11 protein-coding genes are annotated in these 13424 nt (G+C 72.4%); 1 reads left to right on the top strand and 10 read right to left on the bottom strand.

The features are described from left to right. Nucleotides 1-87 precede the first annotated feature (87 nt). The 8 genes from ACFPIJ_RS57365 to ACFPIJ_RS57330 form a co-directional block, all read right to left on the bottom strand. Nucleotides 88-429, bottom strand: a complete 342-nt coding sequence (locus ACFPIJ_RS57365) for a hypothetical protein (protein ID WP_380128015.1) — start codon at nt 427-429, stop codon at nt 88-90. Continuing rightward, the gene (locus ACFPIJ_RS57360; protein WP_380128014.1) at nt 426-1385 is read right to left on the bottom strand and encodes a DNA-processing protein DprA; all 960 of its coding nucleotides are present in this window, start codon (nt 1383-1385) and stop codon (nt 426-428) included. The genes ACFPIJ_RS57365 and ACFPIJ_RS57360 overlap by 4 nt, the downstream gene beginning before the upstream one ends. Next, nucleotides 1382-2536: a hypothetical protein gene (locus ACFPIJ_RS57355; RefSeq protein ID WP_380128013.1), complete on the bottom strand. Its 1155-nt coding sequence runs from the start codon at nt 2534-2536 to the stop codon at nt 1382-1384. Before ACFPIJ_RS57355 ends, ACFPIJ_RS57360 begins: the two co-directional genes overlap by 4 nt. 227 nt (nt 2537-2763) lie before the next feature. Beyond that, complete coding sequence (locus tag ACFPIJ_RS57350; RefSeq protein WP_380128012.1) at nt 2764-3429, bottom strand: diguanylate cyclase domain-containing protein; 666 nt, start codon at nt 3427-3429, stop codon at nt 2764-2766. Between the two features lie 165 nt (nt 3430-3594). After that, complete coding sequence (locus ACFPIJ_RS57345; RefSeq protein ID WP_380128011.1) at nt 3595-4665, bottom strand: DUF4192 domain-containing protein; 1071 nt, start codon at nt 4663-4665, stop codon at nt 3595-3597. Nucleotides 4666-4766: 101 nt separating this feature from the next. After that, on the bottom strand, nt 4767-5786 hold the full coding sequence (locus ACFPIJ_RS57340; protein WP_380128010.1) for a GGDEF domain-containing protein: 1020 nt from the start codon (nt 5784-5786) through the stop codon (nt 4767-4769). Between the two features lie 128 nt (nt 5787-5914). After that, nucleotides 5915-6574: a hypothetical protein gene (locus ACFPIJ_RS57335; protein WP_380128009.1), complete on the bottom strand. Its 660-nt coding sequence runs from the start codon at nt 6572-6574 to the stop codon at nt 5915-5917. A 1126-nt stretch (nt 6575-7700) separates the two neighbouring features. Then, a complete protein-coding gene (locus ACFPIJ_RS57330; RefSeq protein ID WP_380128008.1) occupies nt 7701-8168 on the bottom strand; it encodes an SUKH-4 family immunity protein in 468 nt (155 codons plus the stop codon). A gap of 925 nt (nt 8169-9093) precedes the next feature. Here ACFPIJ_RS57330 and ACFPIJ_RS57325 point away from each other — a divergent pair. After that, nucleotides 9094-9375 (top strand): hypothetical protein, encoded by a 282-nt coding sequence (locus ACFPIJ_RS57325; RefSeq protein ID WP_380128007.1) that lies wholly within the window; start codon nt 9094-9096, stop codon nt 9373-9375. 172 nt (nt 9376-9547) lie between these two features. Here the strand turns inward: ACFPIJ_RS57325 and ACFPIJ_RS57320 are convergent, their stop codons facing one another. Both ACFPIJ_RS57320 and ACFPIJ_RS57315 read right to left on the bottom strand, forming a co-directional pair. Then, on the bottom strand, nt 9548-10534 hold the full coding sequence (locus ACFPIJ_RS57320; protein ID WP_380128006.1) for a replication-relaxation family protein: 987 nt from the start codon (nt 10532-10534) through the stop codon (nt 9548-9550). Between the two features lie 138 nt (nt 10535-10672). Then, the gene (locus ACFPIJ_RS57315) at nt 10673-13261 is read right to left on the bottom strand and encodes a type IV secretory system conjugative DNA transfer family protein (RefSeq protein ID WP_380128005.1); all 2589 of its coding nucleotides are present in this window, start codon (nt 13259-13261) and stop codon (nt 10673-10675) included. Nucleotides 13262-13424 lie beyond the last annotated feature (163 nt).

Below are 13424 nucleotides of genomic sequence, written 5' to 3'. Positions count from 1 at the left end.
TGTTTCACGCGCGGACCGCGGCATGCCGTGGTGCCGCGCGGCGGGGGCCGGCGGTCGCCGGTCGCCTCGGATCGGTCGTGTCGCGGGTCAGGCCTGTTGCCAGGTCCATCGCCCGCCGGTGCCGTTGCGTCCGCTTCGGGTGCCGCGACGGACGATGACGCCGTCGTCGTCGACGACCTGGACCTGCCACAGCGCGGTCACGCCGCGCAGGTCGTGCCGCACGTACCGTTCGACGTCATCGACGGAGGCGAAGCGCCGCCCGACGCCCGCAGGTACGGTGTCGACGGGATGCACCGTCGGACTGCCGACCAGGTACCGGTGACCACGAACCGACACGCACAGCACCCGAAGCCCTGCCACGTCGCCGGCCGGTTCCGGTTCGCCGCACGCAGGGTCGGCGTCGTGCTGCGGGTCAGGCCCGGCCGTCATCTTTCGCCGTCCCGCCCGGCGGTGTCCCCACCGTCGCAGGCAGGGCGGTCAAGGTCGGCGCCCCGGTGGGTCTCGATGTCGCGGATGATGTCGTCGGCGGTGGCCACCGCCCGGACGCGTGGGTCGTCGCGCAGCAGGGCGTGGCACGCCGCGGACATCATCGAGACGACCGGTCCCGGCACGACGAGACCCGCGCGGCCGTAGGACAGTGCATGCCGCAGCACGTCCTGCATGGAACCGCGCAGGTGGTCCTCGACGAGGACCGTGCCGGCGGTCAACGCGGCGAGGACGGTCCGGCCGGCGCGGGCCCGGTGCCGGGTCGGTCGGGCGTCCGGCGGCCACACCGACACCAGCAGCCCGACGTCGGCGACCTGTTGCAGCAGCGGGGCGTGCTGCCTGGGGTACGGATGCTGCAGTCCGGACGACAGCACCGCGACCGGTGAGCCGTAGGCGGCGATCGTGGCCCGCAGCGCGGCGCTGCCGACACCGAAGTCGCCGGTCGACACAATGGTCCGGTCCCGGTCGGTGAGACCGGTGACGAGGTCGGCGGTGACGGCGGTGCCGTAGGCGGTGGCGGCGCGGGCGCCGGTCACCGTCACCGACGTCCCTTGGACCGGCAGGTCCGCGGTGCCGCGCGCCCACAGGCACACCGGGTCGAGACCATCGGCGCCGGTGAGCGCGTGCAGGCCCGTCGGCCAGTCGACGTCCTCGGGGATGACGATCCTGCACCACGCCTGTGCCTCGTGGACGGCCTGGGCCGCGAGGTCGCGGGCACGGCCGGGCAGGTGCCGGACCTCGAGGCGCAGGTGCTCCTCGTCCGGTTCGGTGTCGGTGAGCCGCGCCAGTGCCTCGACCGGTCCGTACCTGGTGATGAGGGCCCGCATCTGCGGGTCGCCGGGTTCGAACAGCCAGCTGAGCGCTGCCCGGGCCGTGCGGATGTCCTCGACGTCTCTCACCGGGCCACCCCCGCACCGACAGCAACGTCGTCACAGTCGCCGGCACCGTCGTCGGCAACGTCGTTGTCGGCGTCGGCTGGTGTCAGGTCCTGCAGGATGGTGCGCGACACCCGGCGGACCGTGTCGGCGCAGTCCCGCACGAGGTCCATGTCGCCGTCGGCCCAGCCGAGCACGTACGCGTCGCTGTAGCCACGGGTGTCGAGGCCGAGGGCGGCGCAGACGACATGGGCGACGCTCTCCGCCTCCGTCTCTGCCCGTCCCCGGTGCAGCTGCTCGCCGCAGAGCGCGGCAGTGACGTGTCCGCAGCGGATGTGGGCGAGTTCATGCGTGGTCGTTGCCACCCGTTGCGCGGCGCTGAGGTCGTTGCGGACCTGCACGACCCGCGTCGACCCGAACGCGGTGATGCCGTTGGCGCGGCCGAGGTGACCGGTTCGGGGCGGGATGACGGAGAACGCGAACCCCTCCGCCTCGATGAGGGCGGCCAGATCGTCGAAGACGCCGGTCGGGTCGTCGCCGTCCAGCCGCTGCGGCCGGCGGCCGCCGATCACGTGCGCGCGGCGGGCCCGGTCGACCGTCGGCGGTTCGAACGGCGCCCCGTCGGTCTGGCTGAGCTCGAACGTCGCCATCGGCCGGAACCCGACGACCTGCGGCGCGGGCCTGCCACCTGCGTCGCGCAGGACGGTGCGGCCGGCCGCAGCCAGCTGAGCCGCCTGTTCCTCGCTCGGGCGGCGCCGGACCGGCGCCCACACCAGGAATGCGTGTTCGCCGGCCTTGACCTGCCGGCCGTGCAGCCGCCAGCCGGACGTGCCGGCCTTGTTGCCGTACGGCAGGAAGAAGACCGGTGTCACGCCCCGCTCGGCTGCCTGCAACGTCAGCAGCAGCTGATTCTGCACGCTGTAGCGGGCGCCGAACACCGCGACCTGTTCGACGAATTCGACCCACTGCCGCGGGTCGGTGGCCATGCCGGCGAGCCGGGCCTCGAGCGCAGCCTGGAACTCCTCGAGCCGGTCCTCCCGGCGCGGGACATTGTCGGGTCGGGAGCTGCCGGGTCGGGAGCTGCCGGTGGCACGCGGTGCGCTGTGGCGCCGGCCTGCGTTGGTGGGCTTTCGGGTGGAGGTGCCCGGCGCGGTGCCGGATCGTGTTGCGGCCATCAGATGTGGCCTCCTGTCTCCGCCGTGTGGCGGCGGACAGGCTGGGACCCGCCGGCCCCAACCTGCCCGTAGGCACAAGGTGGGACCGTCGAGTCGGCGCCGTCACATGGGCGGCGCGGTCGTACGGTGTACTGCTCAGGTGCGGTGGAACCAGGCCGGCCGTCCAGCGCCGGTCACGGCCGACGCAGCCGCCAGGTCACTCCAGGTCACTCCAGGTCAACTTCAGGTCAACTCGTCGGCGGGGCCGGATGCCGGACCCACGCGGCGCCGGACCGCTTCGCGTACCGAAGCGCGAGGTCGGCGTGGGCGAGCACCAGCCGCCCGTCCGGTTCGGTGTGGCCGGGTGCGGTCGCGACACCCGCTCGCGCGCGCATGGCGACGCCGCCCTGTGCACCGGTGCCGCTCGTGGCAGCTTGGACGGCGGCGACGAGACGCCCGGCGAGTACCGCGATGACGTCGTCCCGGCGCCGATCGGCTGCCGAGTGTCGCGGCGGTGCGCAACACACGACGGCGATCTCGTCGCGGCGCAGCCGGAACGCGTGCCCGCCAGCCCTGGTGGCCTCGAACCGGACACGACCCGCGATGAGGGTGAACGCTTCGTCGAATGCCCGGCTGCCGACCTGCTGCAGGTACTGCCGGTGATTGTCGATGTTGAGGAGGATGACGATGCTGCGCCGGCTGTCCGGTGCCGCCATCAGCTGTTGGAACGCGGCCCGGTTGCCCAGGCCGGTCAACGGGTCGCGGTACGCGGCCTGCCGCAGGTCGTGCAGTTCGGCGGCGCGGCGGGCGGCGCTGCGCCGGCGGACCCACAGGACGGTGCCGGCCGAGGCTGCCGCGACCAGGACGCCGGCGAGGACCGCGATGATGGTGAGGGAATGATCGGTGGACGTCATGTCCACACCTCCGTTTCGCAAACGGGAGGATGCGGACGGCCGGCGCCCCGGCGGTCCGCATCCGTCACGAGGATGTGCAGACCTGCCGGGTGGCAGGTGGTGGTGCGCCGGGAACCTGTGCGGTCCCGGTAGATCTGGCCGCCGGTCGGGTACCGCCGGGAGCCGTCAGCCCTGGATGACGCTGTGCAGTACCTGCTGCCACGCCTGCGGCGGTAGGCCACGTGACAGCGCGAAGTCCATCGGACGTGCGAACGTGGTGCCGGGATCGACCTGCAGCGCCTGTTGGACGGCGATGTTGGCCAGGGCGCCGTTGCCGGCGAGGTAGGCGGTGCTGGCCAGCAGGCATGCCGGGACCGCGGTCAGCGCCGGAGTCGCGCGCCGGACCACGTCGGTCCACAGCTGCCGCTGCCAGGTGTCGCCGGTATTGACGCTCCACGCCGCCGCCTGCACGACGCCGATCCGAAGCACCACGGCGAGCCAGCCGACCTCGTCGTCGGAGAGGACCTGGCCGGCCTCCGCCGTGGCCAACGCGTCAGCCAGTGCATCAAGGCCAGCCTCGACGACCCACGCCGGCACCGTCTCCGCCGTCGCAACAGCCCGCTCGGCGGCCGTTCGCCCGGCGCTGTTCACGGCCCGCTCAGCAGTGTTCGCCGGAGCGCCCAGCATCGCGCGCATCCGTTGGGAGGCGCGGTCGCACGCGGCGTCCATGTCGGTGCGGCGCTGCCCTTCCACGGGGTGCAACGACGCGGCGAGCGCGGCCCGGTCCGGCAGCACGGCGAGGCCCGCGACGACGGACTGCACCGCGATCAGCGACGTGTCCGGGTCGTAGGCGGTGCCGCCGGCCGGGCACGTGTCGCAGTCCGGGTCGATGCAGAAGTACCGGCGGCCGGTGGCGCGAACCGCTATCGGCACGGCGACGTCGACCGCGTCCAGCGCCGCCCAGACCTGGGCGATCACCATGCCGACCTGTGCCGGCCCGCCGTAGCCGACGAGGTAGGCACGGCTCGCCTCAACGGCGAACACGGCGGCGACGTCCGCCGCGACGGCCTCCGTGGCGGCGTGGATGTCGTCCACGTCGAGGGGCGGCAGCGCCGCGCTGACGATCACCGGCGTGCCGGCGTCGCGGACGGCGAGGCACACGACGCTGTCCGTCGGGTGGTAGCCGATCAGGTACGGGATGGCGGTGAGCAGGTCCTCGGTGCTGCGCAGCCGCAACGTCCCGGGGGTGCTGTTCATGATGGGTCCTCTCTCACCGGCGGTCGTCGACCGCAGGCTCGGTGCAACAGGATGGATCGGCGCGCTGCTGCGCGCCGACGGGTGCGAGGCCGTGCGTGCGGTCAGCTACCGGTGCGCGGTGCGTGCCCGGCCCTGGGTGTGGGCAGCATCGCGGCGCGGACCGTCTGTCCCGCCCGCTGCACCGACGGCGCCGGATGTTGGGCGGCGACCGCTGCGAAGTGCTCAGCGAGGTCGATCAGTTCGATCCACACGTCCTCACCGCCGCCGGTCGGCGGCGGAAGCTGGACGCCTGGTCCGGTGAACGCATTGCGCAGCAGCCCGCCGAGCAGCTGGAGTTTGCTGTCGTCCAGATCGAGCAGGAGCCGGCTCTCGGCAGCGGCGCGGCCGTAGTTCTTGCGGCTGCCGTACGGCCGTTCGTCGCGTCGCCGCCGCAGCGGCCGGGTGCCGTCGACGTCCGGCGTACCGTCGCGGCCCTCGTCGTAGATCAGGACCTGGCTGCCGCCGCAGTGTTTCGCCGAGTACATGGCGGCGTCCGCGCAGGCGAGGATGTGGCGGGCCGCGCTGGGCAGTCGGTGCCGGCCACCTGCTACCTGCCACGTGCTGGTGCCGACGGCGACACCGACGCTTGCCCGCAGCTGCACCTGATGGCCGGCGACGCGGGCCGGACCGGCCAGCGCCGCGGTAATCAGGGACTGCATCCCGGCCGGATCGTTGCCGGCGGAGACGACAGTGAATTCGTCACCGCCCTGCCGGACCAGGCAGCCGTTGGTCGGGACGGCCCCGGCGAGCCGGTCGGCGATGGCCACGAGGTACTGGTCGCCTGCGGCGTGACCCCAGCGGGCGTTGAGGTCGTGCAGGCCGTCGACGTCGATGAGCGCGATCGTGAACGGTGCACCGGCCTCGTCGGCCCGGTCGAGGGCCTGTTCGAGCACGGCGCGGGTCGGCAGCCCGGTCAACGAGTCCCGCATCCCGTCGCTGACGGCGGTGCTGACGGCGGTGTTGACCGCGGCGGCCATGGTGCGGCGGTGCCAGCGAGCGGCGGCGGCCACGCCGCACAGCATGACAACGCCGGCGAGCGCGGCGAGGACGACGGTGACGCTGTGGTGCGGTGGTACGTGCATGACGATCCCTTCCTGAGGTGCGGGGACATGCGGACAGAGCCGGCCCGGAGACACCCGGACCGGCGACGGTGTGCTGCGTGCTGCACGCCCGATCACCGTGGTGCGGCGGCGGGCGGTGGTGAGGCTGCTCAGCTGTCCAGTGGCAGGAGCGGGCCGGTAACCATGACCGCGACGAGAGCCGCGTCGCGGGGAAGCTGCTGCAGATGGGCGTTCGCCATCCGCAGGTAGGTGATCCGGTCGGAGAGCCGGTCGCTGTCCGGCTGCAGCAGCAGGCCGCCGTGGCAGGCGAGCCCGTCGGCGGGAACTGCGGACAGCCAGGCGAGATTGATGTACGCGTGCTGGCCGGCCTGGAACGCCTCGATGTCCGCCAGTGGCAGCGGCCACGGCTGGCCCGGCATCGCGTTGTGCATCTGCATCGCCAGCACCCGCGACTGGCTGTGGTAGTCGCGCAGTGCACGCGACAGCGGGTACTTGTCCGGGTCCTGATCGACGCGGTCGAGCAACTCCGTCCAGGTCCGGGCGGTCGGCGTGGACGCGGTGACATGCCGCCACCACTGCCACTGCGCGGACGCGGCCAGCATCGCACGGTGTCGCATGCCGGTCAGATCGAGCCGGGCAACGGCACCGCCTGCGGTCATCCCGTTCCACCGGTCCAGCAGTTGCCGGGATCTGCCGGACACCGCCAGGAAGTGCGGGACGCCACCAGTACAGGTGAGGCCGGCCGCGGCGACCCGGCTGGCGGAGCGGTGCAGCAGTTCTGTGGTTGCGGTGCCGGACGGCAGTGACACCACGACGGTCCTAGTCGGGACCGCGGGTCGGGTTGCCGGCGGCAGTGCCGTGCTGGCGGCTCGTTGTCGGTTGGTCATGGATCCTCCTTGTGGTTGGGCGCGCGGCATCGACCCGCCAGGCAGATAGGTCGGCGGGTGCGGGATGCTGGAGAAAGCGGTGTTGGCGTGCGACGACGCGACGCGGACCCGCCTGCGGCGTGGGCATGCGCCTACGACAGCACCGTCAGCGGCGCGGTGACCGTGGCACTGTCGCGTGCGATGCGGCTCCGGCGGTCACCGGTACGGTGGCCGGGAGTGACCCGGGCCGGCGGGTCGTGACAGGTCGGCGGGGACCTGAGGCTGGGACCGATGCCGGTACCGGCGGCCTGATCGGCCAAACGCAGGCGCAGGGCGCTGCAACGTGGTGCGGGCGTCGGCGCTCTGGATGCCGAACGGGTGGTGCTGGGTGGTGCGGGTAGCGCTGGGTGGTGCGGGTGGGCGATGTGCCCGGGTGGCTGGACGCGGCCGACCGGCCTCGACGGCGGGTGGGCTGGTGCGTTGACACCGGGGCGGCATGGCCGCAGGGGACGAGCTGCACGTGGGGGTTTTGAAATGAGCCCTCACCGTACCGGCGACACCCAACCGGCACCCGGGCAACGACCTGCCAGTTGGGCTGCATTCGCCAACCACAGACCGCGGTTGGGTTCGATCCGGCGGACCCAACCCAACTGGACGGGCAACCAGATCCGACCGGCGTCCGCCTGGCCGACCCCGGACCGGACCGTCCGGAGGCACCGACGATCGACCGCGCCGCCCTGATCCGTCAGCTGACCGACCAGCGGGCCTCGGGAACCCTGAGCACAAGAGGAGTTCGAGATCGGCAAGCGCAGCGTCATGCTCGGTGAGCAGGTCGACTCACCTGAGCGGTGACATCGGCGCGACAGCAGGCGCGGCGCGACGAGCTGGACGACACGTAGGGCCGGTCGGCATGCCGGGCGGAGACGTGATGCTCGCGCAGCTGGTGATCACCCTGTGCGGGATGCGATGCGATCTCGCCGCCCGGCGCGGTACGCATGTCCGAACCACGGATCCGGTCCTGGCGTTCACAGCGGATGCCGCCCGCTGAGTCTCCGCTCCCTCCAGTTCGTCACAGGATCCCGTCGTCGACCTGCTCCAGGACGAGCGACCACCACCCGGCCTTGACTGCGGGTCTGTCGATCTCTCGCAGCGTCTTCTTGAGCTGCTTGAGGTGGGCAGAACGGTTATCCGGTCTGCCGACGGCAGGCTTGATCTCACCCCGCCGGAACGCGGCAAGTTTCTCCGCCATCTGCTCGGCCGTGTACGTCACTGGCGGCGGACCAGCGGTGGCCGCGAAGAACGCGCCGAACAGGTCGAGGAACCGGCGTAGATCGTCAACGGATGAGTTCATCGGCACCCGGCTGCGCCGGTCCGGGGAGTACGACCACACCGCGCCAGCGCTGTCGAGCCCGACCAGTTCGGTGGCGGGCTCCCACACATAGCCGATGACCGACAGCCGCTCGCCGTCCACGGTGACCTCAGCCGGCACGGACGTGGTGTCCAGCACGACACCGAGCGTGGCTTCGTTCGATCCCATAACCCCCCAGCGGCGAAGACTACAACGCGATACCACGTGTCCGCATCTGCCGATCGAGGGTGGCGCTCTCCCACGATAGTCGCGCTCCGTAGCTTGCTTCGGCAGCCTGATCTACGGCGCAATACACGCTCGTGCCGAATGCGGTGCGCCTGATCATGGCTTGAGGCCGGATGTCTACGTTGGGCTGAAGCGGGCGACCGGTCTGCGTGCTGACCGGCTCGAACTTGGTGTCGCTGAGCAGCGCCGCGGATCGGGTGCAGCTGTCGTGGCCAGCAGCCGGGACAGTGATGGGCCAAGAACCGACCGACGTGCCCGGATGGTCGGCCTTGGTATCGCTATGCCGAGGTATGGCGCAATACGCCGCGGCGGGCGTTGACACCGGGGCGGCATGGCCGCAGGTGAAGTGCTGTACGTGGGGGTTCGAAATGAGCCCTCACCGTACCGGCGGCACCCAACCAGCACCGGGGCAACGACCCGCCAGCTGGGTTGCCCGACGCCAACCACCGACTGCAGTTGGGTTCGGTGCCGGCAGACCAACCAACTGAACGGGCAACCAGACCCGACCGGCGTTCGCGTTTCCCGGCCGTGGCGTCGTCGGTGACTTCGAGCCCGTTTGTCGGCGGGCTTGGGTCCCATCAGCCGGCGGCCGGTCTGGCGTTCGTGAGTTCGGGGCCAACTGACGAGGCCGGAAAGGAAGTGGTAGGCGAGCCAACGCGGTGCAGTTCGCCGGCGTGCGGAGCGTGGGCTGAGGACGAGCGGTAATGCTCGACCAGCGGCATGTGCGGGTGCGGTCCCGCTGCGGGGCGGTGCGTCGGCGCAGGCTTCAGTAGGGTGGGCGATCACCGATCGTTGGCGGAGGGTCTCGATGTTGCTCAGTGCAATTCTGCTCGGGTATGTCGCTGCCCTTGGGCTCAGCGGGCTAGTGATGATCGTTTTGGGAGGCGTCGGCTTCCGGCAGGGTCGCGGGGCCCGGGCGGTCGAGGTGCTCGTCGGGATCGCTTTCCTCGCGTACGCCGGCTACCTGCTGTTCGTCTTCGACGGCGGCCGGGTCGCGTTCGTCTACTGGGTGCTGCTTGCGCCGGTGCTGTCTGTGGTGAACGTCGTGCGCAGTCGGCGGGCCCAGCGGCTGCAGGAGGAGCAGCTGGCGGCCACGTACGCTGCCGAGGCTGCCCAGCGCCGGGCGAACCTACGCGGCGACGGTCAGTAGCGACCAGCTGAGCCGGGCAGCAGGCGGAAGCGGTCGCGGTCGCTCAATGCTCGGGGTAGGTCTCCAGCGGCCGGGCGGCCTCGATGCGGAGTTTGAGGGGGGCTGCGGGTATCGAGTAGCCGCCACTTCGGGCCGGACACGCCACGATGGCACCGCTGCGCGGCGCTGAGCGTCACGGCGGGATGAGCAGCCGCAGCGGGTCCTGTTCCGGCGTCGCAGGCCCCGGATGGAATATGCCGGGCAGTCCGGGCTCGGACGGCAGCTCCACCAGCCGCCACCGCAGGGCCGGCTCCGGGCCGGTCCCGTCGGCGAGCGCCCAGATCGGGCCGGCCGGGTCGACGTCGACGCGGTCCTGCGACGTGGTCGCGACGATCACGCCGGACGTGCCGGTGGCGGTGAACCGCTGCCGCAGGTTGTGCTCCCGCAGGCGGCTCGGCAGGACGAACAGCACCGGCCAGTACGGGCCGCCGAGGTCCTGCAGCGTCCGGTACGCGCGTAGCTTGCCGGCCACTGTGGACAGCGTTTCGGTGCCGGTGTCGTACTCGAGGTAGAACGAGACCGTGTGCCCGTCCTCGCGCCACACGCCGTGCCCGTCGGGCTGGATGCGGTTGCCGACGGTGGCGCTCATCGTCGGGCCGGACCACCAGCGGGCCAGACGGGCGTCCGGCCGGGTCCGTGCCTGCGCGAGGAGGCCGATGAAGACGCCGTTGGCGCCGACGGTGTGGTGCACGAGTGGGCTGACGACCATCCGGTCCTGCAGTTCCCGGACCGCTCTGGCGGTCGGTGGCCGCCGCCCGCCGGCCAGGGCGGTGTAGCGGGCGGACAGCAGCGCCGGGATCCAGTGGGTGGCGGGCCGGCGACGGCGGCGGATGGGGATGAACCAGGCGATGAAGCCGAGCCGGCGCAGCACGTCGAGGCGGTTGCGGCAGGTGCGGGTGGCGGTGAACAGCGCCGCGGTGATCTGGTCGGTGGTCAGGGTGCGGTGCTCGTCGAGCAGGTGCGCGATGGTGTAGTCGCGCGGTTCGAGCCGCCGGGCCAACGCCCGCAGGGACGCCCAGCCGAGCGGCTGTGGGTGCGGCGACGGCCGGGAGCGCATCACCCCCGGTCGGGAGATGTCCCCCGGAGGGGCATGTCGGGTTGTGCCGGCGTCGTTGCTCATGTGCTCCTACCTGCGCTGATGGCGGCCGTTGGGTGCCTGCGGGGCCGGATCGGGTCCCCTGGGGTTACGCCCGCCCATCTGCCTGGGCAACCACCCGACCCTGCTGCGGCTGACCGGCAGGCAACGGTGGGTCCTGGCTCATCCGGTAGCGTCGCCGGGGGACCGGCGGGCGAGCTGTTCGATCCCTGAGCGTCGCGCCGGCCGACCCGGGCAGGCCTTCGACGGCAGCGGGTCGACGGTGAGGTCATCGGTGAGGTCGTCGGTGAGGTCGGCGGTCAGCCGGTCGGCGTACTCGTCAGGGTCGACGTTCGGGACGGCTTGACCCGCCGCCGGGCGCCGCCCCACCCTGCGTGCGAGGGGGCCGGTGGTGCGGGCCGCGGCGACCGCCTGCCGCAGTGCCGTGGTCTCCCCGAGGACCGGCAGCGGCGGCCGGGTCCGCAGCGTGAACGCCGGCGTCTGCCGGGCGTCGACGATGAGCCGCACCGCCGCCGTGTACCGATCCAGGTGCGCGAGGTCGTGTTCGTCGAGCTCCGGCAGGGTGTGCCGGGCAAGCTGGTGGCTGTCCTCCGGGGAGCACGCGAAGATGAGCTTGTTGCGGGCGTTCGCCGACAGCGCCAGCTGCAGCTCACGCGGCAACTGCGACAGCGTCTGATGCGCCAGGACGAGGGACAGGTGATAGCCGCGGGCCTCGGCGAGCATGTCACCGACGGACCCGGCGAGGTTGAGCACGTTGTGGGCCTCGTCGACGTAGCAGACCGCGTCGCGGCGTTGCGCCTCCGGCAGTTTCGAGCGGGCGGTCGCCGCCTGCCACACCGAGGCGAACACGAAGGAGCCCATGAGTTTCGCGGTCTCCTCACCGAGCTGCCCCTTCGGCAGCCGGGCGATGAGCAGCCCGCCGTCCAGGACCTTGCCCATGTCGAAGCTGGAGTGCGGGGAGCCGATCGTGCGGCGGACGAAGTCACGCAGCAGCAGCGACCGCAGCCGGGCCAGGACCGGCCCGATGACCTGCGCCCGCAGGGTCGCCGGCGTCGACTCGTACCACTCCCAGAACCCGCGCAGCCCTTCCGGGTCGTCGAGGTCGGCGGTGAACTGTGCGCGGAACTGTTTGCTGTTCAGCAGCGGCGGCACCAGGGTCAGGGTGGCGTTGGCGCGGCGCATCAACGTCAGGCACGCCACCCGCATGACGTCGTCGATGCGTGGCCCCCAGTGCCGTTGGAAGATCTTGGAGAAGATCGCGACGACGTTGTCGACGACGAGGTCGTCGTCGAAACCTTCGAGGGGGTTGAACGTGGCGCCGTCGGGCTGGTCCGGGTCGATGAGGATCACCTTGTCCGCGATCTTCGCCGGCAGCCGGTCCAGGACGTCCAGTGCCAGGTCGCCCTTCGGGTCGATGAGGACCACGCCGCGCCCGGCGCGCACGTCGTCGAGGACCATGTGGCACAGCTGCGTCGACTTGCCGGACCCGGTCGCGCCGAGGACGTGCATGTGCTGGCGGGCGTCGACGACCGGGACACCGACGGCGTGCCCGCCGGCCTCGGCCCGGCCGAGGACCTTCACGCCGCGGCCGCCGGCGGGCACCGACACCGGCGCCGGGACCGCTTTGGCCCTGGCCCGTTCCAGGCCGGCGACGGCGATGTCGGTCGGCAGGGCGGCGAGCGCGGCGAGCTCCTCGGCGGACAGCAGGAACCCCCGACCGAGACGGCGGCCGTCGATCAGCGCCGCCGGGTCGGCGACCGGGATGTGCCGCAGCCGGTTGCGGCCGGCGTAGACGCCGTACCCGGCGGCGAACGCCTGCGCGATCATGCCGACGCGGCGGGCCAGGACGTCGCTGTCGAAGCGGGCGGACGACGGTGCGGTGACCGCGTAGCGGACCGCGACCTCCCACAGCGGTCCGATCGCCTTGTCGAGCGCCGGACGGGCGTCGCGCTCCCGCACCGGGTCGCCGCCGGCACGATGCCCGGTGCTGCGGGTCCCGCCCGCGCCGAGCAGCATCATGAGCGTGTCCAGACCGGCGCGCAGCCACACCAGCGGGTCGAGGGCACCGCCGGTCGGGCTGCCCCCGGTCCGCAACGCGACCGCCGCCCGGCGCACCGCCCGCACCCGGCCCGCCGCCGCGGGCCGCGCGAGGATCTGCACGCACGCGTGTTCGGTGCTGCGCAGGCCGGCGCCGGCGGCGATCAAAGTCCGCATCGGGTCGGTGCCGTGCTCGACGAGCAGCGGGTACCAGGCCGGCAGGACCGGGGCGAGCGCACCACCGGCGGCGACCACCGCCGCGCCGGGCGTGGGGGAGTCCGCCTCGGCGACCGCCGTCGCGCAGCCCGGCCACGCGGCCAGGGCCGCGCCGACGACCGGCTCAGCCGGCACGCCACCGGGCAGCCACACCACGACGGTCAGCGCCCTGCCCGCCCACCGGTACTCCATCGCGACGTGCGGCGCGCCGTACCGCAGCCGCCGCCACCAGGAGGTGATCAGCAGTTCCCGGACCGTCGCCCACCAGGCGACCACCCCGGCCGCGTCGACCTGAGGCGGCGGCGTGATCCGCACCTGCCGGGCACCGTCGAGCAGCCGGTGGTGCCGGCGCGCCCGGACGACCCGGACCACACCCGCTGCTACCACGGCGGCGGCAACGCAGGCCAGGAGCCACGGCCAGGCCCGCACCAGCAGCCAGACCACCGCCGTGAACGGCGAGGCGGCCCAAGCCTCGCCGCCGGTACTGCCGGTCGACACGGCAGCGATCCACACCTCGGCCGTCACCAGAGGTGCCGCTCGTCGTCGAAGTCGGCGTCTGCGGCCGTGGCGACAGGGCCGGCGGGCTCGTCGGCGACACCTACCTGAACTGCACGAAGTTCCTTTGAACTCGTGGTTGGTTCCGTTGTCGTTGCTGCTGGCC

Source organism: Dactylosporangium cerinum, from assembly GCF_042653625.1.
Classification (GTDB): domain Bacteria; phylum Actinomycetota; class Actinomycetes; order Mycobacteriales; family Micromonosporaceae; genus Dactylosporangium; species Dactylosporangium cerinum.
The sequence above is the reverse complement of the archived record's forward strand: the minus strand, read 5'-3'. Positions and strand labels throughout refer to the sequence as shown.